Origin of the sequence: Terrisporobacter othiniensis, from assembly GCF_000808015.1 — a bacterium.
GTDB lineage: Bacteria > Bacillota > Clostridia > Peptostreptococcales > Peptostreptococcaceae > Terrisporobacter > Terrisporobacter muris.
Genome location: NZ_JWHR01000115.1, coordinates 1 through 25821, shown reverse-complemented (window position 1 = coordinate 25821; position 25821 = coordinate 1). Strand labels below are relative to the sequence as shown.

Sequence of the window (25821 nt, the reverse complement as noted above, 5' to 3'; positions counted from 1 at the left end):
TTCTAGATTATAGCTTTTTGCTTTCTACTATAATCATTTATTGTTTTATCTTGACTCATACTTAAAAGTCTTTCTATAAATGGTTCACCCGTACCATGTATATTTCCTACACCATAGATTACTCTATTTTTCATTAACGGTCTTATAGTCTCTAATATTTCATCTGGTGTTGCATTTTCTAAATCAATATAATTTTTCACGTTTGGTAACATACCTTTTTTAAATGCCGTAGTCATAGGCTCTGTTACTTCACCTATACCAACTAGGGTATGAGCTTGAATATTTGGGAACACATCTCTTACGAATATTTCAGTTCTATCAACCCTATCTTGTCTACAGTTCATTATAACTATTGGATCATCTGATTTGTAATCCATTTCACATATTTTGGCCCAAATATTTAAAGTTGATTGAGGATCATTTGCCGCAAATCCATTTACAAAATGACAATTTAGAGATTCTTCACCTATTTTAGTAACTCTCATTGCACCTGGATCCGGATGAGCATTAAGCATTCCTCTCATACATACTTCTTTGTCTAAACCTAAAGCTTCACCTACAGCCAATGCTAAAGATGCATTATCTGGGAATACCATATAGTCAAATTTAGCTAAAAATTCACTGCTTATTTTTGAGTTATCAGCTACTATTACCTTAGTATTTCTTTCTTCAGCGACTTCTTTAAAGTAATCTAAATAAGGGCTTGGTATAGTAATTAAGTGTCCATCATATGGTATTGTTGCAGCGAATGCTTGTGCAACTTCATTTAATGTTGGTCCCAGTACATCCATATGATCTTCAAGGACATTAACTATTAAAACAATATTTGCTTCTAACATTCTAAATTGATATACCTTTTGATAGTCTGGATTTACTGCCATACACTCACATACTAAAGCTTCTGCCCCTAGATCAGCCGACTTTTGTAATACATCTAATTGTTCACCTATATTAGCACCTTGAGGTTTTCTTATTATAGGTTCTTCTTCATCTTGGAACCAATAAATCATTCTTGCTTCTGTTCCAGTTGTTTTTCCTACTGTTTTATATCCTGCTTCAGTTAATATTCCAGTTATTAATCTTGTAACAGTTGATTTTCCTCTTATTCCATTTATATTCACTCTTATTGGTATCTTTTTAACATTTTTCTTTTGAGCAAGTTGCTCTCTTATACCAAGTATAAGCAGAGTGATTATACACAATACTATAATAATAATAGCTCATCCCTCCCTAATTAATAATCATTGTATGATTGTTTTCATGTACCAAGGTTAATACTAAAAATATTTTATTTCATACATTAGTATAAAATCTAGATTATTATCATATCTTGTCTAACAACTAGTCAATTATATCAAAAACTCCTAATTTCTAAAAGTATTTATTTCAATTTCTAAATAATATATTTTTTATTAAAATTGGTATCTACTCAATGTTACAAATTTCTTCTCTATAGTGTATAATATTTTCGGATATTTTTCAATAAACTATATAATATCATATTTAATGTAGTTTGTATTAATTGTTAGGGAATATCTAACATAAATAAAAAGATTATCTTAAAATAAAAAATAGTTATACAAAAGTAAATATCAAAATCTAAGAATTTATTTTACATAATAAGCAAATAAAAAAGAAGCTATCTCTTATAACTGTAAAAACTATTTGAGATAACTTCTTTAACTAACTATTTATTTATACAATTTATTCATCTAATTTAAGAACTGACATAAATGCCTTTTGTGGAACTTCCACGCTACCAATCTGTCTCATACGTTTCTTACCTTCTTTTTGTTTTTCAAGAAGTTTCTTCTTACGAGATATATCTCCTCCGTAGCATTTAGCTAGTACGTCTTTTCTAAGAGCACTTATTGTTTCTCTTGCAACTATTTTATTTCCAACAGCTGCTTGTATAGGAACAGCAAACTGATGTCTTGGTATTTCATTTTTAAGTTTTTCACACATTGCCTTACCTCTAGAGTACGCTTTACTCTCATGAACAATAAAACTAAGTGCATCTACTTGTTCTTTATTTATTAATATATCTAACTTTACAAGTTGAGAAGGTACATACCCTTTCATTTCATAATCAAGAGAACCATAACCTCTTGTTCTTGACTTTAAGGCATCAAAGAAATCATATACAACTTCATTTAATGGCAAATCATAATGTAGCATAACTCTTTTTTCATCAATATACTCCATGTGTAACATTGTTCCACGTCTTTCTTGGCAAAGTTCCATAACTATACCAACAAAGTCTTTTGGGGCTATAATATCTGCTTTTACAATTGGTTCTTCTATCATTCTTATTTCTGAAACTTCTGGTAAGTTAGCAGGATTTTGAACCATAACTACTTCACCATCAGTTTTAGTAACTCTATATATAACAGAAGGAGCAGTTGTTACTAAGTTTAGATTAAACTCTCTTTCTAATCTTTCTTGTATAATTTCAAGATGTAATAATCCTAAGAACCCACATCTAAAACCAAATCCTAGAGCTGCAGAAGTTTCTGGCTCAAACTCAAGGGCAGCATCATTAACTTGTAGTTTTTCTAAACAGTCTCTTACATTTTCGTATTTTTCACCTTCACCTGGATAAATACCACAGTAAACCATAGGAGTTGCTTTCTTATATCCTGCCATAGGTTCTTCTGTTCTATTATTAGCATCTGTAATAGTGTCTCCTACATGACAACTTCTTATGTCCTTTATACTTGCTGCTATATATCCAACATCTCCAGCCGATAAACTATCAAGTTCAGTAGCTCCTGGGGCCATAACACCAACTTCTGTTACTTCGAATTTCTTCTTAGTATTCATCATTTCGATTGTCATACCTTTTTTAACTTCACCTTCAAAAACCCTAACATAAGCTACAACACCTTTATAAGCATCATAATACGAGTCAAATATTAAAGCTTTCAACGGTTTATTTGCATCTCCTATTGGAGCAGGTACATTAGCTACTATATCTTCTAATACATCTTGTATGTTTAAACCACTTTTTGCTGATATTAATGGTGCTTCACTTGCATCAAGTCCTACTAAATCTTCAATTTCTTCTTTTACCTCATCTGGTCTCGCACTTGGAAGATCTATTTTATTTATTACTGGTAATATTTCTAAATCTTGTTCTAAAGCTAAATACACATTAGCTAATGTTTGAGCCTCTACACCTTGAGCGGCATCTACTACAAGTAACGCCCCCTCACATGCTGCTAAACTTCTCGATACCTCATAGTTAAAATCCACGTGACCTGGAGTATCTATAAGATTTAAATAATATTCATTTCCATCCTTAGCTTTATATATTAATCTAACATTTTGTAGTTTAATAGTGATTCCTCTTTCTCTTTCCAAGTCCATGTTATCTAATAACTGACTTTTCATTTCTCTATCACTTACTAAACCTGTGTACTGTATTAATCTATCAGCTAAGGTAGACTTACCATGATCTATATGAGCAATTATACTAAAATTCCTAGTTCTACTTTGTTTGTCCACCTTTATTCCTCCTTAATAAGTTATTATCATAAACTTTATTTTATAATATATCTGCACTTCTGTAAATAAGTACTATATTACAAAAAAATAAGACTTATTTCTTAAGTCTTATTTTTTCTATTATTTTGATTTATTTTTGTAATTTGTATTCTTATATTATGTAACAATTAAATGCTCTAGCTTAAAATATATCCATTATATATTTTGTAAGATTACTTTTACTATCATCATCTAAGACTTCATTAGCTCTGTAATCTATTAACAGTATACTACTACTAGTAATTATTAACATTAGAAATAAAAATATAACTCTGCAAACCGTTTTATATTTCTTTTTAGAACTCTTTTCTTTTTGTATTCTTTCTAAACGACTCATAATTTACACCCTAATTATTTAATATTAGAATAATATTCATCTAGTATTTCTGCTACATATTTAGATGTAGCCAAAGCTTCTTTTGTACTTGTTGCATTATTTCCTATTTCTATTAATAAACCATTTTCTGACATATATTGATTAAATCTACCATATTGTTTTGTTACTACTGGACAAACTAGCCCTGGGTATTTCTTTTCAGCCAATGCAGTGATTTCTTCTGCCTGTCTTTTTAGTTCTCCAACATTTTGATTTCTCTGCCCAACTACCAAGAAAAATTTAGCAACGGTTTCTCCATTTATTTCAGTAGTATATTTATCATGCACTGTTTTTTTTGCTTGCTCACTCTTTAAACTTTGACCATCTCTATGCAAATCTATAGCTATTTTAACAGAATCATATTTAGATAGTATAGATTTGACTGTTTTAGCACTTGTTGCATAAGCTTCATTATATGATAAATCATTATATTTGGTACTATGAACTACCCCCCACCCCTTCTCTGTTAGCTCTGTAGATAAAGCACTACCTACAGCCATAACTGAGTTTTCTATATCTGTAGAGTGATAGTTATTCTTTGGTGAATCTGAATATGTTTCACTACTATGAGTGTGATAAATAAGTATTTGAGGTTTGTTCTTTGTTATCCTTAAGTTATTTGTATAACTTGAGTCAATAATATTACTAGTTGCCTTTGATTCTTTTTCTTTATTTGTTTCTGGCTTGTTTTCTTCACCAACATAAATATTAACATATTCTTCATCATCTTTATTACTTATATTGCTTTTTATATTATCTGTAGATTCTAAGTTTTCTTCATCATCTTTTTTATCGTTATCTTCTTTGTCTATAACCTTTACTTCAGGATAAGATGACTTCACCAAATATTTTAATATATCTTCTTTATCTAATGCTTGAGAAATAGTAGGTAAAATACAAACTATTAAAAATCCTATTTTTATAGCTTTTATTTTATTTTTTTTCATTAAAATTCCTCCTTGTTACGAAGTTCTCCCTGGATGAAGAGATCTATTTAATCCTTCACTAATTATTATTGATAGATTTTCTATAGTTTCATCTATATCCTTAGGAGTAACAATTAAATTTTTATCATAAGGATCTAGAGAATCTCTAATTAGTTGATATTTTTCTTCTTCCTGTAATTTTTGAAGCATTTTATAAAATACTTCACCTTGATTAGATTGCTCCATCAAATTTTTTATAGCCATATCTAATACATCATTTGTTAAAGTCGCTGCATCAACTACTGTCGGTACACCTATAGCTATAACATCCACTCCCAAATATTCTTTATTTAGAGCCTTTCTTTTATTGCCTACTCCTCCACCTGGGGCTATCCCAGCTGTTGATATTTGTATGGTAGAATTTACCCTATCCATCTTTCTTGAAGCAAGTGCATCTATGGCAACTACTCTGTCTGGCTTAATAGTATCTACTATTGCCTTTACAGTTTCGCTAGTTTCTATTCCAGTAATGCCCATAACACCTGGACTTAAAGCTGCAACTTCTGTAAAATCATCATCGTAATCCTTATTATAGTTTTTAAATATATGACGAGTTACAAGAGTTTTTGATACTGATTTTGGGCCTAGTGCGTCTGATGTTATATTCCAGTTTCCAAGTCCAATTACTAAAGTTTTCTTGTGTTCCTCTGAACCAAAAATATCTTTAAGTTCATTAGCTAAATAACTTATTATTTGTTCTCTTGATTCATCGTCATCATATTTCATCAATTTACTTTCTAATGTTACGTATGTTCCAATTCCTTTATTCATTATTTGAGAACCTTGCTCATTTAATACTTCGACTTTTGTAACTACGCAGTCATCAAGTTGTTTATTTATTGTTTTAACTCCTGGTATTTCACTACTATTACTGCTTTCTTCTATTATCTCCCTTGCTTCTAGAGCTAGGTCAGTTCTAATTTTTATCATAGTTTCCTCCAGTATTCAATAAAATGATATTATTGATTATTGACATGTACTAACATTTTAAACATTATTTATCATTTTTTATTACTTTTATGAATAAATAAATCTATTATTGTGAAATATTTTTATATGTGATAAAGTAAGTCATGCACTAAAAAAACAGTTAACAAATTATATTTAACTAATAAATATTAACTCTTGATTTTTATATTTATTTCTGTTAAAATCTAATATGTTGACGATGAGAATAATTATATTTACGAGGAGGTGTTTTTCGTGGCAAACATAAAATCAGCTAAAAAGAGAATAAAAGTTATCGATAAGAAAACTGCTTTAAACAAAGCTAGAAAATCTCAATTAAAAACTGCTATAAGAAGATTCGATGAAGCTGTTACTGCAGGTAACGTTGAAGAAGCTACAGCTAGATTCCAATATGCTCAAAAGAGAATATACCAAGTAGCATCTAAAGGAACTATACACAAAAACGCTGCAGCTAGAAAAGTTGCTAAATTAGCTCAAAAATTAAACGCAATGAACGCATAATAACAGTTTAATTTTTATAAATTTAAACCCTTGATTTTATCAAGGGTTTTTTATTATATTCATTTTAATATTACCTCTTCCCCAATTCTTCAAAAGTCTACTTTATTTTTGGCACTATATGAATGAAATATCTCAATGCCTCCAACTAACTTGATAAGATCCTCGCAATAAAAAAAGCCTTAGAATTTTAACCAAGACTTTTAACTAATATTTCTCTGACAATACTTACCCACTAAAATTTCTATGGCCAAAGTATCCTTTATTAATCCATTTTTAATTTTAAAATCATTTTCTAGGATAAAATTTAACATGTCTATTATTATATCATCCGAGAAATTACGACTTTGCTTTAAGGCTTTATTAACTACAAATTGTCTTAAACTTAATTTTTCACAAATATCATTTACAGATATACCTTGTATTTGTAGCTGCCTAACTTGTAAAACAATTTTAAATTGTCTACTTATCATAGCGAATATCCCAAGAACTGACTCACCTTCGCCAATCATATCATTTAATATTTTTATGGCAGATGATGAATTCTTCTCTCCTATATAATCTATAAGTTTAAAAATATCATTTTCTATTTTCTTTTGAGATAACCTATCTATAATCTCATTACTTACTTTATTTTCTTTACCTACAAAAGAGCTAATTTTAATTATTTCATTTTCTAAATCCGAAAGGGTCTTGTCACTATTTTTATCTCTGTATCCTTGAGATTCTATAAAATACATAACTTGTGCATTTTCTATTATGGCACCAAAAGCTTCAAACTTCCTTTTTGTCCATTTAAACAAGTCCATATCAGAGATTTTATCACAGTTAAATACAATACCTTTTTCTTGTATTTTTTTAACTATCTTCTTTCTTTTGTCCACTTCACCGTACACGACAAAAACTAAAACGGTACTTTCTGATATATTATCTAAGTAATCAATAAAGTATTTTTCATCACCTTCAGAAAAATTCTTTCTTTTCCCTTTTAGCAATTCAAAATCCTTCACTATGGTAATTTTTTTATCATCCATAAAAGGTAGAGTTTCTATAGAACTTAACAATTGATCTAAAAAAATTTCTTTACCATCTATTACATCTAAGTTGAAATCAATCATAGATTCATTTAGGCTTTCTTTAAAGTTTTTTATAGCATTATCAATTAAGTAATATTCCCTACCATATAAAAGATATATATTTTCAAAGTTTTTATTTTTAATATTCCTTATAATATCCTTGTAATCCATTTTCTTGCTCCTTCATAATTTTTAACTCTCTATATATCATATACGAAAAAATTAAAATGTAATAAAAAGTTACATAAAATAATTTAGGATTCTTCATTTCAATATATGCTAATTTGTTCTCTGCGAGTTTGTCCAATAAATAATATACCATAATAATAATACTTTTGCTCAAATATGCTAAAATTTTTGATATTAAAATACTAAATCTAAATAAAATCACACTAGTTATACTTAAATTCATTATTATACCAATTACAGGAACAATAATTACATTACCTAGAAGAAATAGTACTGGTATACCTTTAAACACATAGTATACAATAGGCAAAGTTAATATATTTGCACTTAAACTTATGGATACAACACTTATTTTTAAATACTTATTTATTATTTTATAAAAATATATAATAGATAATGTGGCTAAAAAGGATAATTGAAAAGATGTATTATAAATTATATAAGGATTATTTACAACCAAAAATGCACCTATCAAAGATAGGCTACATATTCCATCTCTCTTTTCCTCCAAAAAAATAGCCAAATACATAATTACAATAAAAACTATAGATCTACTTATGGATGGTGAAAACCCTACTATTACACTGTATAAGATCATTATAATAGTCAAAATTATAAGTTTGTAAAATTTATTAATTCCATTTATAATTATGGCAATCATTGTGCATAATATTCCTGTATGAAGTCCAGATATAGCTATAATATGACTCGTTCCCGTTTTCGAAAACATCTCCTTTTCATCCTTACTCAAATACTCCTTTTGCCCTAAAATTAATGAATTAACAAAATCAGATTTATCTTTATATAAATATCTAAATGTATCTCTTAAATAAGTTTTTATATCTCCTATAAAAGTATAGAATTTACTATCTCCTTTTATTTTATAATATTTTGAAGTTATAACACCTTTATATCCCATACTTTTTACATATCTACCATAATTAAAATCATCAAAGTTCATTTTGTCTAAACTTTTTATTCTTCCATTTATTTTAACTATTTTACCTATTTTTATGTCTAGTTTTCTACTGTAATCATTTACTAGGTATTTTTCAATTTTATATTGATCATATTTATCTTTTTCAACTTTATCTCTTACCACGCCTTCAATAGTTATTTTTTCTTTATCTTCAATTTTATCTAGTGGTTTATTATTTGTATAAATAAAAGATATGAATAATAAAAATATAAATAATATTAATATCGGCCTTCTCATCTTACCTCCATAATTCTTTTTTATTTATTTTTATTATCATCATCTTATTTTTTTTCAAACATATTATATAATTTCCTTGCAATTAAAAACATATCTTCACTTAAGAAGGTATGCCTTTTATATTAAACCTCAGCAGTTTCACTCACTGATTCATTTAAAACTTTGCCTAATCTTTTTATTCCTTCGACTATTTTATCCTCTTTACAACTAGAGTAATTTAACCTAAAGTAATTTTCTTTATTTCCACTTGGGAAGAAAAATCCACCTGGAACATAAGCCACATTGTTTTTTACACATTTTCCCATAAGTTCTTGAGCATTTAACGTTTCAGGTAATCTGACCCATGTAAATAATCCTCCATCAGGATGAGTAAAACTAACTCCTTCCGGAAATTCTTCTTTCATACAATTTAACATTAAATCTCTACGCTTTTTATATGTAGCTTTTATTTTTTCCACATGTTCATCTAAGTCATAATCATCTATGTATTTACTAAGTTCTCTTTGTCCTATAGTAGATGTTTGTAAGTCAGAGTTTTCTTTACAAGTTATAAATTTTCTTAATATTTCTGGTGATGCACAAGTCCATCCTAATCGATATCCTGGGCAAAATATTTTAGAAAAAGTACCTAAATATATTACAAGCCCCTTTGTATCAAATGATTTCAATGATGGTAAAAACTCACCTTCATATCTTAGTTCTCCATAAGGATTATCTTCTATAACAGGCATTTCATATTTATTTATAACTTCCATAAATTTTTTACGTCTTTCAAGTGACCAAGTTATTCCTGTTGGATTCTGAAAATCAGGTATCACATATATAAATTTTATTCTATCATTTTCTTTCAATATTTTTTCTAGTTCTTCTATTATCATTCCTTCTTTATCCATAGAGACTTCCATAACTTTAGGTTGATAATTTTTAAAAGCATTTAAAGCACCCAAATATGATGGACTTTCACATAATACTATATCTCCCTCATCTAAAAATATATTCCCAGCATAATCTAAAGCTTGCTGTGATCCACTAGTTATAAGTATATTCTCTGCTTTTACATTAGTTTTACTTTTAGCATTCATTCTATTAGCTATATGAATTCTAAGAGGTAGATATCCTTGAGATCCTGAATATTGTAGAGCTTCTTCTCCATTTTCATCTAAAACTTTAACTGCTACTTTCTTCATCTCCTCCACAGGAAATAACTCTGACGCCGGTAATCCTCCTGCAAAAGATATTATATCTGGCTTTTCAATAAGTTTTAATATTTCCCCTAATTCCGATTTTTTAAATAAGTCCATTCTTCTAGCATATTTAACTGCCATACATTGCCCCTCCTTTTCCAAAATTTTCTAAATATTTATAATAATAGTCCTTTTTGCTATTTTTTTCAACTGTTGTTTTATATTTTGTATACAAAATATAATTTAATTACCAAATATCTAATACACTTAATTCTTATATTTATGAAATTTATTATGCAAAAAAGACAGCCTTTAGCTGTCTTCTATATATATTCATTTATATAATTTTCTTTTTTAGTAAAAATCAAATCTAAAAACTCTATAGCCTCTTTATTTTCTTTTAAGTTATTTAATAAATAAGCTTCTTTTGCGCTTATATATGAAAATGCCAATTGAGATATGGTATTTATATTAAACTCTACATCATAATCAAATTTTCCTTCTTCAACGCTTAATTGATTATTTTCTAAAGTAATTTTAAATATCTTATTATTTTCCTTTATATAATCATCTTTAAGAGAAATAATTAAGCTCGATTGATTATTACCTTCTATATTCAAGCTTTCTAAAAAACTCTTAAAGTTAATAATTCTGCCCATCATAAAAGGCTTTAATTTCATGGTTACAGTTCTTGGATTTGATAAAATAAATCTTATTTTATCATCTACAGGTGATGTTATATTTACTTTTTTGCACTGAGTGTTATGATTGTATATAAATCTTAACATTCCCTTAAGAGCATTTATATTTTTATAGTATAACTCTCTAACAAAAATACTTTCTCCATTTATGAAGTATATTATATATCCATCACTTCCCTCATTTTCATGAATATAAATATGCCCATCTTCACTTTCTACTTCTTTAAATAAATTTTTATAGTAGTTTTCATCCCTTACTACTATTCCATTTAAGTTTTCTAAGAAAGATTCTTCTATATTTATCATTTCATTAATATGATTTAAGCTAGCTTTTTTTAAACATCCTAAAGATTTAAATCCTCTTAGATCTTCCATATTAATTTCATATTCTATTTGGTCATAACAATGCTCATAACCATATTTTCTATATAATCTATAATCTATTGGCATTAATATGGATACTAGTTGATCTTTTTTATATAACTCATTTAAAGTAAAATCCATAATATGCTTCATATACCCCCTACCCCTAGCTTCTGGTAAAGTAGAGACTCCTACTACATAAGATGTACTATATTCTTTATCATTCAATTTTATTTTATATTGATTTAATTGAAGAGAAGAGACTATATTCGCCTCTTCTTCAACTACTATTGTGTTATAATTTTTATATTTATTATTAAAATAATACTCTGTAAATTTAGGACCATCATTAAAACAATAGTTCCAAATTTCCATTATATTATTTTGATCACATTCACTAGCAAACCTAATATTCATAAATCTTATACCTCTCTAACAGTATATTTTTCTACAAATCTAACCGGGTGGTAAGAAAGTTTAGCTTTTCTAAGACCTTCTATTCCTAAATCCTCTTCTCTGTTTACAAATTCTACATCACTAAATTCATGAACTAAGAATTGTTGATTTATAAATGGATATAGTCCTCTTATACTTGGATTAGCTTTTTCTATATGAATTAGTGCCATATCAGGATTTATATATTCTCCCATAGTGAAAGCTTCTAATTTTCCATCTATAAATATACCTGCTATTTTAAGTTTGTCTTTTAAAACACTGTAGTTTTCAAATAACTTTTTAATTCCTATAAGTTCTTCTTCCATCTCTTCATCTATTTGACCATTCTCTTCTTTATTGCTAGTCCATTCTTGCACCAAGGCTAAACAAGCATCAAAATCTTCTTCATCAAGTAATCTATATTCATATCTTCCTTCATACTCTTTTATGAAGTAATTTATGTGGTTTCTTTTCTTTACGTTTTTTCTACCTTTTAGTTCTCTCATGCTTTCCCCGTCATAAACATAATCGAATAAATCTCTTTCTTCAGTATAATCAAACTTTCCTGGGTAATTTTCTTTTAAAAATTCTACCACTTCTTTCGTTATTCCTCTAAAGTAAATCTTCTTTTGTTCTTTTTCAAAATAATCAACAACAAATTCTATAACTCCTGGCATATCTTCTTTTTTCGCTAATGGTAATATTGAGAATGTATTTCCTTCGTACTCTGCAACTATCACAGCAAATCCATCTCCTATATAGTAACCAGTTTTATATAAATGTTGCCACATGTATAATGTATTGAAACAGTATTCACATGCTTCATAATCTACTAAATCGAAATATGGATTAAGAAGTTCTCTAGATTCCATACTTATGTCTTTAAAAATCATAATTTCCTCCTAATTTATTGCTCTAAATTCTATGTTAAATAGTAATTTTACATTTGTACTTTATTATTAAGTATTTTCGTTCAAAATTAAATTTAATATATATGATACCCTAACAATATATATATAAACATTTTATTTGAAATCAAATAACTTTTTATTTTATTCATTGTATATAATAGCACTTTTATCCAAATGTAACAAAATTTTTTGATATTTTTTTAAATTTATATTTGATAAGTGTATAACAATCTATATTTTACCTAATAATTGTGAATAAAATATGAAGAATAATTATTAGGAGGACTTATATTTGGTTAAGAAAATTAAATGTATAATAATAACTTTACTTCTTTTATTATGTTGTGGCTGTAATCCATATAAAGAATTTTTATCTGTACATATTATAGATGTTGGACAAGGAGATTGCATTTTAATACAAACGCCTAAAGAAAAAAATATATTAATTGATGGCGGAGATGAAAGTACTTATAAAATCATAAAAACTTATCTAAAATTTAATAAAGTGAAAAACTTAGATATAGTTATAGCTACTCACTTGGACAAGGATCATATTGGTAGTTTGGATGAGATTATTACTAATTTCAATGTAAATAAAGTTTATACACCAAATCAAAAAGATGATTCTTCTCATTATTATAATCTAGTAGAAGCATGCGAAAATAAAAATCTCAAAATTAATTATTTAAGTAAAGATGATTACATAAAAATAGACAACAACACAATTATAAATGTACTTAGCCCATCTTATATACAAGATAATAATAACCAAAATTCTATTGTTTTTAACTTAGAATACAATGATATGGATTTTTTATTTACAGGAGATTGTGAAGAACCAAATGAAATAGAAATGACTAGTTCATATAAACTTGATGATATTGATTTTTTGAAGGTGGCTCATCATGGAAGTAGTTCGTCTTCTACTGATGACTTTATAAAAGATAGCAGTCCTTCCATTGCAGCAATTTCTTGTGGTTACAAAAATCAATATGGTCATCCACATAAGTCAACTTTAGATACTTTAAAAAAATACGGTGCTAAGACACTTCGTACTGATATTAACGGAGATTTAGTATTTTATAGTGACGGTTACAAGATTTTTACTACTAAAAAATATAAGTAACTTATAAAATAAAAAACTGCATTGAAAAATGCAGCCTTTTATTTTATATCTTAGTAAATTTTAAAACAAGTTTAAATAAGTCCCCTTGGATATCAAATTCTACTTTTCCACCTTGTATATTTGCTAAACTTTTTATTATACTTAGGCCTAGACCATGACCTTCCATATTTCTTGATTTATCACCTTGAACAAATCTCTCACCTATTGTATTAACATCAACATCTATACCATACTTGCTAATATTCTTAAATGTTATTTCAACATTTTCTTCTTTTTTAATTATATCAACATAAACTCTTGTGTCCTCTAGTGAATACTTATTTATGTTACTAAGTATATTGTCAACAATTCTTATGGTTTTATCTTCATCTAAAAATAATGTTACATCTTCTTTGGGAACATTTAATTTTATATCTAAATTAGAGCTTTTAAATTTATCGCTATAAATTTCTATTTCATTTTTTATAAGCTCATTTATTTTTATTTCCTTTTTTTTGACTACTAAACCTTCATAATCTGTATCTACAGTTTCATTCAAGTCTTTTATTAAAATATTTAATCTTTCTAACTTTTTTTCTAATATTTCAATTTGTCCTTTTTTCTCTTTTTCGCTCAATGTTTCATTTTTTAATATGTAAATTGAATTGATAATAGAAGTTAAAGGTGTTTTCAAATCATGAGATAAATTAGTTATTAAATAATTCTTATTTTGATAAAGTTCTTTTTCTTCTTTTGTTATATCTTCAATTTTTCTAAATAGTGTTTTTATTTCCACAAGAATATGCTTAAATCCCAATCCCCAAATAAACTCTATTCCATCTCCATCGCCTATAAGCTCCGCCATAGAATCTTCAATTTTATTAAAATCTCCATTTTCCACTTCTTCTATGGCATCTTCCAAAGCTCCACTTATCATAGCTATTCTAAATTGGATTATTAAAAGTCCAATTAATTTTATAATTGTTTTTGTTACAATAGTTATTATAAGTATATTGAACCAAATCTGTAAATTTGAAGTTATATAGTTTATTAAGCTAATTGAAAATATTGTATTTAAAATGTATGTGCACCATTTTTTAAATATTTTCTTTTTTATAATCATTTCTCCCTCTTCATTACTGTTCGCTGACAAAGCGTAAAGTTGAACTGTTTTCACTATTAAACTTACTCCGGTTAACCCTATTATTGCATATATCAATATTAATAAATAGTATCCTACACTATTTGCCATAGGACCATTAAGAAAGCCTCCAAGTCCAGTTTCAAAAATACCATATGATAATTTTAAGTTTTTCCTTACCCATACACAATAAATTAATAATAATAAGTACCAAGTTAGTTTTTCTATAAATAAAGGGTTTATTAGTTTTCCCCTATACTTTAATTCTTCTTCACTTAAATATTTTAATTCTTCATCGTGAGAATAAATATATTTTTCTATCATTTATATCTCACTCCTTTCATCCTTGTAGCCCTTTGTTTTTAAACAACAAAGTTACTTTAAACATATCTCCATCTATGTCTATATCAAACTTACCACCTTGCACTTCAATTAGACTGATAGCTATAGGTATTCCTAAGTTTTTATTTTCATTTATTAATTCATAAAACTTTTTAACATCCATATTTAACTCATTTTTTGAAATATTAATCAAAGTTAACTCAATATTATCTTCCATCTCTTTAACTTCAACATAGGCTCTAGTTCTCTCTTTAGCATGATTTAATATATTCTCAACCAGTATTTCAAGAACCCTCCATAATTTATCTCCATCAGCATCTATAAATATCTTCTCATTTGGAATATATTTTTTTATTTTTATATTTTTATCTTCCAATCTTCCTTCATATTCAACCAATGCCTGTTTTATTAGAGAAACTATATCAATTTTTTGAATATCAATTTCTAAGGTTTTTGTTACTGCCTTTGATAATTCAAAAAGCTCATTTATTGTGTCTTTCATTGTATAAGCTTCTTTTTCTATATAATCAAGAATTTCATCATTCATATTTTCTTTTAGACTTTTTACACCCTTATCTATATTCTCCACTGGTTTAATAAGATTTTTACCCACATCTTCTACCACTGTATTAGCCATTTTTTCACTTTGCTTTCCTTTTATAACTGCTTCATAAGTGTATTTTTCAACTTTATGCATTTCATTTAAAACCTTTTTATATTTCTTACCTAATACAAGGCTTATTTCTGATTTTTCATCAGTTTTTTCTAATATTTCTGACACACAATAACTTGTATTTGACATTTCTCTTATATGTTGTAAAAATAATATAATTCTACAATTATCAAATGTATATAATAAACTTACTTTTACAAATATTATTAAAGCAATAATTAATATTGCATCTTTTTTTCTCTGTAAGAACATGATTAATAATATTGATATTAAAATTATTAATATATTAATTGCAAATGCAAATTTTTTAAATTTGCTTACTGTAGTTTGAAACTTTTTCGAACTTATATCCAATTCCCCACACCACCTTTAAATATCTTGGTTCTTTAGGATTTATTTCTATTTTTTCTCTAATCCTTCTAATGTGAACCATTACTGTATCTGTGCTTACACACCTTTCATCCCAGGCCTTTTCATAAATTTCTTCTGCTGAAAATACCCTTCCAGGACTTTTCATAAGCACTTCTAAAATTTTATACTCTAAAAAAGTTATTTTCTTTTCCTCCCCATCTACTATAAGCAGTTTACTTTCTAAATCTAACTTTATGCCGCCTATAGTTATAACCTTACTTCTATCTTCATTTTTAAAGTTTCCTAAATTTATATACCTTCTAAGCTGAGATTTGACCCTAGCTATTAGTTCCAATGGATAAAATGGTTTTGTAATATAATCATCAGCACCTATATTTAATCCTAGAATTTTATCACTATATTCAGATTTAGCTGTTAACATTATTATTGGTATATTTTTCTCTTCTCTTATTTTCATAGTTGCTTCAATACCGTCTATCTTTGGCATCATTATATCCACTATTACCAAATGAATTTCTTCATTATCTATAATTTCTAAAGCTTCTTTTCCATCATAAGCTTTTAGTACCCTTATATTTTCAGGCATTAAGTACCTTTCAATAGCGTCTGGTATTTCTTTTTCATCATCTACAACTAATACATTATGTTTATTCATACTTCCTCCTAATTTATTTCCAAACTTATAAATTTATAATAATCTATGATTCTAAAAAATTTGTTTATGTATTTCTTACAAATTTCTAAAATTCACTATACTCATAACATCAACAAGAGATGCTCGTTCCACTTATAATAACGACATTACTTAAAATTTTCACGTAAAAAGTATTATACATTAAAAAAAACCCTAAAAAGGGCTTTTCATATATTATTTATTTAATAACTCATTTACGACAACAGAAGCTATTGTTAATCCTCCAACAGAAGGTACAAATGAAGTACTTCCTGGAGTAACTTTTCTTCCATTCATTACTCTTTTCTTTAGTTCTTGTGGTTGTTCTTCTGAATAAACAACCTTAAGTTTTTTTATTCTTCTATCTTTTAATTCTTTCCTCATTACTTTTGCCAGTGGACAAGTGTGAGTTTTATGTATATCTGTAACTACTATCTTCGTTGGATCTAATTTATTTCCCATCCCCATAGAAGATATTAATGTTAATCCTCTTTTATTACATTCTTCAACTAATAAAATTTTAGATGTAACCATATCTATGGCATCTATTACATAATCATAATCTTCTATTAGTATTTCATCCGTAGTTTCTTTGTTATATTTTTTAGCAACTGCTCTTATATTTAAATCTGGATTAATATCTAATAATCTTTCTTTCATTACTTCTACTTTTAATTTCCCTACAGTTGAGTGCAACGCTGGCAATTGTCTATTTATATTAGTAACATCAACATCATCAAAGTCTACTATAGTTATATTACCTATTCCAGCACGAACTAGAGCTTCTGTAGCAAAACTTCCAACTCCACCCACTCCAAATACTATAACATTTGATTTTTCTAATTTATCTATGCCTTCGTCTCCAACAATAAGGCTTGTTCTCATTGTAAAATCTTTCATATATGCATTCTCCTTAAATTTTAAATAAGTATTATTATAAATTATCTTTAATGATTTTAAAAGAAATTTTATGTATTTATTATTTATAAATATTTATTAACTACAACTTATTATACCTTATTTCTATTTTTATATAAAATCATTTCAATATATCAAAAAAACGAATCAGCTATAAAAATAACTAATTCGTCTTTTATTATTTATTTAAAACATCTAATTTAAGTAAGTCTGCCTTATCAGTCTTTTCCCAAGCAACATCTAAGTCATTTCTACCAAAATGTCCATATGCTGCTGTATTTTTAAATATAGGCTTTCTAAGTTCTAAATCTCGAATTATTGCACCTGGTCTCAAATCAAAATGCTTATTTATAAGCTCAACTAATACTTCATCAGAAACTTTACCTGTTCCAAAAGTATCAACAAATATAGATAGAGGTCTTGCTACACCTATAGCATAAGCTAGTTCTATTTCACATTTATCAGCAAGTCCCGCTGCAACTATATTTTTAGCCACATATCTTGCTGCATAAGCAGCTGATCTATCAACTTTAGTTGCATCTTTTCCTGAGAATGCTCCTCCACCATGTCTTGAATATCCACCATAAGTATCTATTATTATTTTTCTTCCTGTAAGACCTGTATCACCTTGAGGTCCACCTATAACAAATCTTCCCGTTGGATTTATATATATTTTAGTTTCTTCATCTAATAAGTTAGATGGTATTACTTCTTTTATCACTTTTTCTATTAAATTTTCTCTTATTGTTTCAGTTTCCACATCTTCGCTGTGTTGAGTAGATATAAGTATAGTATGAACTCTAAGAGGAGTATTTCCTTCGTATTCTACAGTTACTTGAGTTTTACCATCCGGTCTTAAGAAATCTAAAGTTCCGTTTTTTCTAACTTCTGTTAATTTTCTTGATAATTTATGAGCTAAAGATATAGGTAATGGCATTAGTTCTTCTGTTTCGTTGCACGCAAAACCAAACATTATACCTTGATCTCCCGCTCCTATAGCTTCTATTTCATCTTCACCTTGTTCACCGGTTCTATTTTCTAAGGATTCATCTACCCCCATGGCAATATCTGATGATTGTTCATCTATAGCTGTTAGCACACCGCATGTATCACAATCAAATCCATATTTTGCTCTATCATATCCTATTTCTCTTATTGTTTCTCTTACAACTTTAGGTATATCAACATATGCATTTGTGCTTATTTCTCCTGCTACCAATACAAGTCCCGTCGTAACAGTAGTTTCACAAGCAACCCTTGATAGTGGGTCTTGTTTTAATAATTCATCTAATATGGCATCTGATATTTGATCACATATTTTATCTGGATGTCCCTCTGTAACTGATTCTGATGTAAATAAATGTCTCGTCATGTTTCTCTCCTTATATAAGTTTATTTTTTTTTCTTTTTTTCACGATTTTTTATTAAATTATCGGACGCAACTAAGGATAGTTCTCTTAGTATTTTGCATGCTACAATTGTAGATACGTTACTTCTATCATAATCAGGACTAAGTTCTACTATGTCGCAACCCACTAAATTTATATTTGAATTTTTTAGTATTTTAAATATTTGTTCAAACATTCTATATGTTATTCCTCCAGGTTCTGGCGTTCCTGTTCCTGGGAATATGGATGGATCTAATACATCCAAATCTATTGTTAAATAAACATTTTTACCACCTAATGTAGATACTATCTTCCAAAAAGTATCTATGGTATGAGTTTCCATATACGTATGTCTTTCTTTTAAAGCAAAATCAAACTCTTCTCTTGTCCCTGATCTTATTCCAAATTGAAATATTTTCCCATCACCTGTTATATCCCAAATTCTTTTTATTACTGTTGCATGAGAATTTTTATCATTATTATATTCTTCTCGTAAATCTGTATGTGCATCAAAATGAAGTACATATACATCACCATATTTTTCACTAATTGCTTTAAATACAGGAAGAGTAACTAAATGTTCTCCTCCTATCATAAATGGAAATTTATCATCATTAAGTATTTCTTTAGTTCCTTCATAAATTTCATTTAACACTTTATCAGTATTACCTATACTTAACTCTAAATCACCCATATCACATATATTAAAATCTTGTAAATCTAATCCCAATAGTGGACTATATGTTTCAAGTCCATAAAATTCACCTCTCATGGCACTACTTGCAAATCTAGTCCCCGGTCTATTAGAAGTAGTTCCATCAAATCCAGCTCCAAATACTATCACATCTGATTCTTCATAATCACATTCCATTTCCATAAATTGTCCAACATTGTAAAATCTATTATTTTTCATTTAACATATCCTTTACATATTGAGGCAACATAAAAGCTCCAACATGAATATCACTATTGTAATATTTAGTTTTTAATTTTAAAGCTTCCCATCTTTCTCTATTTTGATCTTTTATAGGATCATATTTTTTTGATGCAAATCCAAATAACCAATGTCCAGATGGATATGTCGGAATATGTGCTTGATAAACTTTAGCTATCGGGAATAGATTATTTATTTTTTCATAAGCTCTTTTCATTTCTTTTGCATTAAAGTCAAAATATGGACTTTCATTTTGATTTACAAGAATTCCTTCGTCAGACAATATTCTGTAACAATTATTATAGAAATCAACTGAAAATAATCCTTCTCCTGGACCTATTGGATCAGTTGAATCAACTATTATTAAGTCATAAGTCTTATCTTTAGAGTTTTTAACAAAAGCAACCCCATCTTCGTAATATAAGTTAACTCTTTCATCATCTAATTTGCATGCACAAATATCTATAAATTCTCTTGATACATCTACTACCATCTTATCTATTTCAACCATATCTATATTTTCAATTTGAGGATATCTAGTAAGCTCTCTTACTGTTCCTCCATCTCCACCACCTATAACTAATACATTTTTAATATTCATATTAGTAGACATTGGAGTATGAACTATCATATCATGATAAATAAATTCATCTTTATAAGTTACCATCATTAATCCATCTAATGTTAAGAATTTCCCATATTCTTTACTCTCAAAAACATCCACCCTTTGAAAATCTGACTGTCCACTAAAAAGTTGTTTATCAACCTTTATGGAAAAACGTACATTATCTGTCCATTCTTCTGTATACCAAAATTCCATAAATTTTCCTCCATTTTGTTATTTTATAACTATATATTTTATCTATATCTCTGTATTTGTATAATTTTTATTTTTATGTTAAAATATTATTTCGATTTTTATTTTATATTTTTATTTTATATTTAGGTATTAATTTGCTTATATAGCTTCTGGCTTATGACTAATTTTACCTAAATCTTTTTTTGCAAATTTTTGTATTTTACTTGTCAATCCTCTTGGTATTTCTGTTGATTCACTTCTTTCAGCTTCTAATAATTCTTCTAATAATTCAAAGCTTTTCCATGGATCAATATCTCCACATGTAAAGAAATCCGCTGCTGCATACCCATACTCTGGCCATGTGTGTATTGTTAAATGCGATTCAGCTATTATTACTGCACCTGATACCCCCCATGGATTAAAATGATGGAAAACCGAATCAACTATTGTTGCCTTTGCATTTAATGCTGAATTGTTCATATACTCTTCTATAAGTTTTGGATTTGATAACATCTTCTCATTGCAGTTATAATATTCTACTAATATATGACGTCCTAATGTTTCAAATTTCATATTATTCACTTCCTTTGTTCTATTTTTCTTTTATTACCAAAATTGTATTTAGTTCTTTATCAAGCATGTCCGTTAAATGTGCATTACTCTTTTTAAGAACCTTTATATACTCTAGAATTTCTCTAGTTATTATTTCTCCTGGCGATATTATAGGAATCCCTGGGGGATATGCCATAATATTTTCTCCGCATATTCTATCAACAGAATTTTCAATCTCTATACTTTCCTTTTCACTGTAGTAAGCATCTCTTGGGTTCTTTTCTATAATAGGATTTATTTGTTTTAAAGAATAATTGTTTAATATACATTTATTTTTATTTCTTTTAGAAATAATTTCTAAAGCGTTTATAAGCCTATCAACATCATTTTTAGTAGTTCCTAAAGATATTAGTGCTAGTATATTATATAAATCCCCCAACTCTACCTGTATATCAAAATCTTGATATAATATATCATAAACTTCAAATCCCGTTATATTTAATCCATTAACATTTATGCATAACTTTGTTTCATCCAAAAATTTGAACTTATCTTTGCTATAATTACTATGATTAATAACCTTTATTCCAGGTATTTTATTAAGCTTATATTTAGCATACTTAGAAAGATTCAAAGCTTTTGATAATTGTTGTTTGCCATTTACAACCAAATTATATCTAGCTCCATCGATGCTTGACATTAGTAAATAGGATGCAGATGTAGACTGTAACATATTTAGAGTTTGGCTAACTTTTTTAAAATCAATATTTTTTTCATTAATAAGCAAAGCAGATGCTTGCGTTAAAGCTCCTCCTGTTTTATGCATACTTACAGCTGACATATCCGCTTTTAATTTCATTGCTGAGGGTGGTAAGTCATCATGAAATGTAAAATGTGCTCCATGAGCTTCATCTACTAGAACTAATACTGAATGCTTTCTACATAAACTTATTATCTTTTCTAAATCACAGCAAGCTCCATAATATGTTGGATTTAATAAAAATATCGCTTTTATATCTCTATTTTTTTCTAACTCTTTTTTCACACTTTGGTAACTTACATTCAAACTTATACCTAGCTCTTCATCAAATTCAGGTTGAATATACACTGGATTACCACCACTAAGTATTAGTGCATTAATAACTGATTTATGTATATTCCTTGGTAGAAGTATTTTTTCATTAGGATTTATTATGCTTAAAATCATCGTATGAATTGCCTGCGTTGTTCCATTTGTTACAAAAAAAGCTTTATCACATCCATAAGCTTCAGCTAATAATTCTTGAGCTTTTTTTATAATTCCATTTGGCTTAGATACATTATCCATATATGGAGATGAGTTTATATCCATTTTCATAATATTATCTCCTAAAAATTCATTTAGCACTTTAACACCCTTATTTTTCACATGACCTGGAACATCAAAACAAGCTATAGATCTATTTGAGTAATCTTTTAATCCATGCAATAAAGGTAAATCTTCTTCACTTAATTCAATATTATAATTTTCTGCAATCATACTTCAGCCTCCTTCCATCAATAAAATAGTTATTATTTCTAATTTTATAATTTAGTTTTATTAAACTTACGAAACAAATTATATAAACTTTTTAATAAAAATGCAAGAACTTTTTTATCTTAATCAACCCCTATTTTTCAATATATAAACATCAAACATAATTTTATGTTTATATTAATTTACTAAAAATTTAGTATTAATAAACACATCTTTTTATAAAATCCCAATCAATCCCCTATAAACATTTAGTTCTAATAATATAGTTAGAAATATATTATTTACTATTTTTAATTATAAAGTATACTATTACTAAACTAATATTGTTAACTAGTACTATTAAAAATATAAATCCTTAATCCTCCTTAAATCATCATATAAACAAATTATTTTACTTTATAATAATTTCAATTATAAATAAATTAGGATATATTAGTATAGAAAAAAAGCCTTAAGGCGATTATCCACCTTAAGGCCTTTTTCTATTTAACAATATATATATCTATTGTTCTTTTACCCCAGCTATTACACTGAGATTCACTATTCATAAATATATCGATTTTATTACCTTTGATTCCTCCACCACAATCTTCTGCTATAAAATAATTACCAAACTGAGGTATATATACCTTAGTCCCATATGGTATTACATTTGGATCTACTGCTATAGTTCCCCATTTAGGAACTGTACCTGTAGACGTTATGCTATCACCACTATAAGCTGTAGCCGATACTATCATTTTCTTCCCTAAACTACTGTTCGCACTACTAGTCTTCTTACTAGCAGTTTTAACTTTTTTCTTTTCTTTTATCCCTTTTTTAATTATTTTATCCTTAGCCTTTTTTGTTGTATTCTCTTCTACTAAGGTTTTACTCACTAATTTACCATCTTTATATATAACTTCATATATAAGTTCTTTTGTACCATTTCTACCTTTTTGCGATACTTCAGTCTTTCCTTTTAATAAAGTTTTATCTTTTTTTATAACTGTATCATAAGGTATATCTTTTGTTTCAGTAATAGTCTTTTTTTCAACCTGTTTAACTTCTATTTTCATTCCATTTTTTAACGAAGTATCTAAGTCTTCACTAATTATGTCATTTGAATCGTAATCTATTTTATTTTCTTCGAGTACACCTTGTACGTCTGGTTGAAATGAATTAACTTCAATTTCCTGTCCGTCAACAACTAAAACAACTTCTTTGTTAAAGGCAATATAATTTGCTGTTACAATCCCCATAGATAATAGTCCCGATAGCATAATAGATTTTACTTTTCTATTTAGATAACTCAAACTATCTCCTCCTAAGTTTTATTTAACTTTAAATTATTCTTTCAAAGTTATTTTGTAACTAAATTGTAAACTATTTTTCACAGCTCGTCAACTTGACAAAAAATATAAAAAGTGCTTATCTAGTTTTTTCAACTATTTAAGCACTCTTTCATCAAAGTTCAACAATTAACAAAATTGTTACCTTTTATTTAAAATTATTTATATAACTCATATTTGTAATCTTTTATTCCATTAGCAAGACTATATACATTTTTAAATCCATCTAGTAGAAGAACTTTTCCTACTGTTATACTTTGATTTCCATTAACACAACATAGCAATATATCCTCATTTGTAATGCTTCTGATATATTCTAAATTATCATTTATCTCATTTGTAGGAATATTAATTGCATCGAATAAATGTCCTTCTAAGTAAAATTCTTCTTGCCTTAAATCTATTATTAATTGGAACTCTTTATTTTTTATCATTTTAATTATTTTTTTACTATTTAGTATATTAACTTTCATAATCAACACCTTACCTCCATATAAGATATTACTTTATATGATAAGATGTTACATAAAAGTATATTATTTTATATATTAGGTATTTGCCAATCAATAGGCTCCTTTCCTAATCTTATAAGTATGTCATTTATCTTAGAAAAATGTTTACATCCAAAGAATCCTCTATGAGCAGACAGTGGACTTGGATGAGGTGCTTCTAATATATAGTGTCTATTGCTGTCGATAAAAACTTTTTTCTTTCTAGCATTTCCTCCCCATAATACAAATATAACAGGGTCTTCTCTTTTATTTAATTTTTTAATTATTTCATCAGTAAAGATCTCCCATCCTTTATTTTGATGTGAGTTTGCTTCACCAGCTCTAACTGTAAGGGCTGTATTTAATAATAATACTCCTTGATTTGACCATGGAATTAAATAACCGTTATTAGGTATAAAGCATCCCAGGTCGTCTCTTAGCTCTTTATACATATTTAACAGCGATGGTGGGGTCTTAACTCCAGGTTGAACTGAAAAATCCAATCCATGAGCTTGATTTTCCCCATGATACGGATCTTGTCCTAAAATCAATACCTTTGTATCCTTATAAGATGTATGTTTTAATGCTTCAAATATATTGTACATATTTGGATATATAATCTTACTTTTATATTCTTCAACAAGAAACTCTCTTAATTTTATGTAGTAATCCTTTTCAAATTCTTCTTTTAATAAATCATCCCAGTCATTTCCTAAATTAACCATTTTATCCTCCAAATCTTAATTAGATATAACATCTTCTTCATTTTCATTCTTATTATTATCATGTGTTGTTATTTTTATATGAATTTTATTCGGTAAACAAACTATACTTTCACTTGGTTTTGTTATAAATCCAGAGTTAACACATACTTTATCTGGACAGGATGCTTCTGTAATTTCAACTCCATGATCATGAATTTTAACGATATTATATCCTCCTTCACTTTTTATTTTAATTTCTTCATCATCATCAATACTATAAGTTTTATATAACTTATTATCAACATATATTTCTATATTTTCTCCTCTTTTAGTATTTAAAAAATAGTTAATACCAAAAGTAGTAACTATAACTAATAGAACTGCAAATATTAATATAAAGTCTTTTTTTTTCAACCTTTTACCTCCTAATCA

General features: G+C 27.5%; 25 protein-coding genes. 2 read left to right on the top strand and 23 right to left on the bottom strand.

The genetic code is table 11. From position 1 onward, the window contains the following. Window positions 1–2: 2 nt before the first annotated feature. The 5 genes from pgsB to gpr form a co-directional block, all read right to left on the bottom strand. Window positions 3–1202: a poly-gamma-glutamate synthase PgsB gene (gene pgsB, locus QX51_RS14365; RefSeq protein WP_277613689.1), complete on the bottom strand. Its 1200-nt coding sequence runs from the start codon at window positions 1200–1202 to the stop codon at window positions 3–5. A gap of 502 nt (window positions 1203–1704) precedes the next feature. Further along, a complete protein-coding gene (gene lepA / locus QX51_RS14360) occupies window positions 1705–3507 on the bottom strand; it encodes a translation elongation factor 4 (protein ID WP_039680586.1) in 1803 nt (600 codons plus the stop codon). A gap of 181 nt (window positions 3508–3688) precedes the next feature. After that, a complete protein-coding gene (locus QX51_RS14355) occupies window positions 3689–3883 on the bottom strand; it encodes a hypothetical protein (RefSeq protein ID WP_039680585.1) in 195 nt (64 codons plus the stop codon). Between the two features lie 14 nt (window positions 3884–3897). Then, window positions 3898–4869: a stage II sporulation protein P gene (gene spoIIP, locus QX51_RS14350; protein WP_039680584.1), complete on the bottom strand. Its 972-nt coding sequence runs from the start codon at window positions 4867–4869 to the stop codon at window positions 3898–3900. Window positions 4870–4884: 15 nt separating this feature from the next. Further along, complete coding sequence (gene gpr, locus QX51_RS14345; protein WP_039680583.1) at window positions 4885–5838, bottom strand: GPR endopeptidase; 954 nt, start codon at window positions 5836–5838, stop codon at window positions 4885–4887. Window positions 5839–6111: 273 nt separating this feature from the next. On the opposite strand from gpr, the gene rpsT reads away from it, so the two are divergent. Next, complete coding sequence (gene rpsT, locus QX51_RS14340; protein ID WP_018591488.1) at window positions 6112–6378, top strand: 30S ribosomal protein S20; 267 nt, start codon at window positions 6112–6114, stop codon at window positions 6376–6378. A 200-nt stretch (window positions 6379–6578) separates the two neighbouring features. Here rpsT and holA read toward each other — a convergent pair whose 3' ends face one another. The 5 genes from holA to QX51_RS14315 form a co-directional block, all read right to left on the bottom strand. Further along, window positions 6579–7622: a DNA polymerase III subunit delta gene (gene holA, locus QX51_RS14335; RefSeq protein ID WP_039680582.1), complete on the bottom strand. Its 1044-nt coding sequence runs from the start codon at window positions 7620–7622 to the stop codon at window positions 6579–6581. After that, a complete protein-coding gene (locus QX51_RS14330; RefSeq protein WP_039680581.1) occupies window positions 7591–8856 on the bottom strand; it encodes a ComEC/Rec2 family competence protein in 1266 nt (421 codons plus the stop codon). Before QX51_RS14330 ends, holA begins: the two co-directional genes overlap by 32 nt. Window positions 8857–8978: 122 nt before the next feature. Continuing rightward, window positions 8979–10181, bottom strand: a complete 1203-nt coding sequence (locus tag QX51_RS14325; RefSeq protein ID WP_039680580.1) for an aminotransferase-like domain-containing protein — start codon at window positions 10179–10181, stop codon at window positions 8979–8981. A 182-nt stretch (window positions 10182–10363) separates the two neighbouring features. Further along, a complete protein-coding gene (locus QX51_RS14320; RefSeq protein ID WP_039680579.1) occupies window positions 10364–11521 on the bottom strand; it encodes a GNAT family N-acetyltransferase in 1158 nt (385 codons plus the stop codon). Window positions 11522–11526: 5 nt separating this feature from the next. After that, on the bottom strand, window positions 11527–12432 hold the full coding sequence (locus QX51_RS14315) for a DUF2156 domain-containing protein (RefSeq protein WP_039680578.1): 906 nt from the start codon (window positions 12430–12432) through the stop codon (window positions 11527–11529). Between the two features lie 310 nt (window positions 12433–12742). Between QX51_RS14315 and QX51_RS14310 the strand changes: the two genes are divergently transcribed. After that, window positions 12743–13576, top strand: coding sequence for a ComEC/Rec2 family competence protein (locus QX51_RS14310; RefSeq protein ID WP_039680577.1), 834 nt, complete (start codon window positions 12743–12745; stop codon window positions 13574–13576). A gap of 43 nt (window positions 13577–13619) precedes the next feature. On the opposite strand, the gene QX51_RS19615 is transcribed toward QX51_RS14310, so the two are convergent. The 13 genes from QX51_RS19615 to QX51_RS14245 form a co-directional block, all read right to left on the bottom strand. Then, on the bottom strand, window positions 13620–15020 hold the full coding sequence (locus QX51_RS19615; protein WP_052233072.1) for a sensor histidine kinase: 1401 nt from the start codon (window positions 15018–15020) through the stop codon (window positions 13620–13622). A gap of 16 nt (window positions 15021–15036) precedes the next feature. Then, the gene (locus QX51_RS14300) at window positions 15037–16065 is read right to left on the bottom strand and encodes a sensor histidine kinase (protein WP_039680576.1); all 1029 of its coding nucleotides are present in this window, start codon (window positions 16063–16065) and stop codon (window positions 15037–15039) included. After that, window positions 16019–16738: a response regulator transcription factor gene (locus QX51_RS14295; protein WP_039680575.1), complete on the bottom strand. Its 720-nt coding sequence runs from the start codon at window positions 16736–16738 to the stop codon at window positions 16019–16021. The genes QX51_RS14300 and QX51_RS14295 overlap by 47 nt, the downstream gene beginning before the upstream one ends. A 213-nt stretch (window positions 16739–16951) precedes the next feature. Further along, the gene (locus QX51_RS14290; RefSeq protein WP_039680574.1) at window positions 16952–17656 is read right to left on the bottom strand and encodes a tRNA threonylcarbamoyladenosine dehydratase; all 705 of its coding nucleotides are present in this window, start codon (window positions 17654–17656) and stop codon (window positions 16952–16954) included. 196 nt (window positions 17657–17852) lie between these two features. Then, window positions 17853–19046 (bottom strand): methionine adenosyltransferase, encoded by a 1194-nt coding sequence (metK, locus tag QX51_RS14285; protein ID WP_039680573.1) that lies wholly within the window; start codon window positions 19044–19046, stop codon window positions 17853–17855. Window positions 19047–19066: 20 nt separating this feature from the next. After that, complete coding sequence (gene speB / locus QX51_RS14280; RefSeq protein WP_039680572.1) at window positions 19067–19975, bottom strand: agmatinase; 909 nt, start codon at window positions 19973–19975, stop codon at window positions 19067–19069. Continuing rightward, window positions 19965–20816 carry a polyamine aminopropyltransferase gene (gene speE, locus QX51_RS14275; protein WP_039680571.1) on the bottom strand — a complete coding sequence of 284 codons (852 nt, stop codon included), beginning with the start codon at window positions 20814–20816 and terminating at the stop codon, window positions 19965–19967. Before speE ends, speB begins: the two co-directional genes overlap by 11 nt. 138 nt (window positions 20817–20954) lie before the next feature. Next, entirely contained in the window at window positions 20955–21368 is a 414-nt protein-coding gene (speD, locus tag QX51_RS14270; protein WP_039680570.1) for an adenosylmethionine decarboxylase, read from the bottom strand. Window positions 21369–21387: 19 nt separating this feature from the next. Further along, on the bottom strand, window positions 21388–22866 hold the full coding sequence (locus tag QX51_RS14265; protein WP_039680569.1) for an aminotransferase class I/II-fold pyridoxal phosphate-dependent enzyme: 1479 nt from the start codon (window positions 22864–22866) through the stop codon (window positions 21388–21390). Window positions 22867–23345: 479 nt separating this feature from the next. Then, a complete protein-coding gene (locus QX51_RS14260) occupies window positions 23346–24158 on the bottom strand; it encodes a G5 domain-containing protein (RefSeq protein WP_039680568.1) in 813 nt (270 codons plus the stop codon). Between the two features lie 194 nt (window positions 24159–24352). Beyond that, window positions 24353–24667, bottom strand: a complete 315-nt coding sequence (locus QX51_RS14255; protein WP_052233071.1) for a rhodanese-like domain-containing protein — start codon at window positions 24665–24667, stop codon at window positions 24353–24355. Window positions 24668–24735: 68 nt separating this feature from the next. Beyond that, window positions 24736–25410, bottom strand: coding sequence for a uracil-DNA glycosylase (locus tag QX51_RS14250; RefSeq protein ID WP_039680567.1), 675 nt, complete (start codon window positions 25408–25410; stop codon window positions 24736–24738). Between the two features lie 15 nt (window positions 25411–25425). After that, window positions 25426–25803, bottom strand: a complete 378-nt coding sequence (locus QX51_RS14245; protein ID WP_039680566.1) for a NusG domain II-containing protein — start codon at window positions 25801–25803, stop codon at window positions 25426–25428. Between the last annotated feature and the right edge of the window lie 18 nt (window positions 25804–25821).